Genomic DNA, 1,314 nt, shown 5'->3' on the forward strand with positions numbered 1-1,314 from the left:
AATTAGGTTTGTCCCACTATAAAGCCCTAACTTCTTGGCTATATCTGTACCTACTACAGGGATACCATTGTCTTTGACAGTTCTTTTTAAAAATTCAGAGACATATGGCTTGTCTACAAAAAACATTGTTTTCTATCCGTAGTTAAATTTGAAGTGTATAACCAGAGGTTTTACCGGCACGCCCTTGCCCAAAATTTGAGGATGGCCAGAGGTTTCTGGTACCGTCTGCTCCAAACAGCTGTTAGACAACTGGCTAACATCGAAAGGAGATCACGACTTTGCTAATTTCTTGCTCAACTTGATTACTGGACTTCAGGGCAATGGCATTTCCCGGCCACACTAGAAAACTATATTCTAAGCCAAGATAAGTATCAGATCGAGTTGCTGACTAACTTGGATCAGCTCCCGGAGTATGGTGCGATCGCATTAGTAACCTTTCCTAAGCCCCTTAAAGGTTCTGGTTTTCCAGCAAGGGTGTTCGCAATTATTCCCTAGTGCTGGAATTTACTGCTGGAATTTTAGTTAGCGAACGGCTATGGCGCGGCTATGCCGAACCCCTTTGGCTGCGCATACGCATCGCATTTATCGATTCATGATTATCTCTAGCAGCAATAAATCACAAATCAATCGAATTGCTATATAGGGCTTAGTGCTATATATATTTAGGAACCTTGGGCAGATTAACTGTCTTGATCGAGCACAGTCAAATAATTCTAATGGAAGAGGTTATCTACCGAGAGGCAGATCTAATCTAAGAACAGTAGCTCAATTTCTCAATTTAGAGGACACAAAGATGAAAGGGATTTTCGGTGCTCTACTGCCAGGACTGATCACAACCGGTTTTGTAGGCGCAACACTACTACCCGCTGCACCGGCAGCTGCTGGTGATTTATTAAGAGATATCGGTATTGGTGCCGCTGCTGGTGCGGTAGTTGGAGAATTAACTGACAACGGCTCATTGATTGGTAATAGTGCCAATGGCGCTGCCGCTGGCGCTGCTGTCAATACTACTAAGCGCAATAGAACTAGAGCTCGGCTTGACTACTCCCCCGCATAAATGACGGGGGATTCTAATAAGGATGTTTCGCCTCGGGGATGAATCCGCATCACGAAACACTGTTTTCTTATTAACTGACCACAGGAATACCCTGTGGGGACGAGTCAAAACGCCCCTACCCAGTTCGTCTAGGTTAATACCTAGCGTTCTGCTTACTTTGCGTATTATATTGGCAGCACCATTACAATCCGCATTGACATACCAATTCATTGCTGTTCGGTATAAACCGCGTTTCGTTCTTCTCCCTGATGGCTTCC

Annotated in this window: 1 protein-coding gene and 2 pseudogenes; 2 read left to right on the forward strand and 1 reads right to left on the reverse strand. The window is 44.4% G+C overall.

Annotated elements, in window-relative coordinates; translation table 11 throughout:
• Positions 1-336: 336 nt before the first annotated feature.
• A pseudogene (locus F6K37_RS45975) lies at positions 337-495 on the forward strand (cyclase family protein); the annotation flags it as partial.
• Positions 496-793: 298 nt separating this feature from the next.
• Positions 794-1,057, forward strand: coding sequence for a hypothetical protein (locus F6K37_RS42855; RefSeq protein WP_287257277.1), 264 nt, complete (start codon positions 794-796; stop codon positions 1,055-1,057).
• Here the strand turns inward: F6K37_RS42855 and F6K37_RS45980 are convergent.
• A pseudogene (locus F6K37_RS45980) lies at positions 956-1,314 on the reverse strand (hypothetical protein); the annotation flags it as partial. The gene F6K37_RS42855 and the pseudogene F6K37_RS45980 overlap by 102 nt on opposite strands.

Origin of the sequence: Moorena sp. SIO4E2 (genome assembly GCF_010671945.1) — a bacterium.
In the GTDB taxonomy this organism is placed as follows: domain Bacteria; phylum Cyanobacteriota; class Cyanobacteriia; order Cyanobacteriales; family Coleofasciculaceae; genus Moorena; species Moorena producens.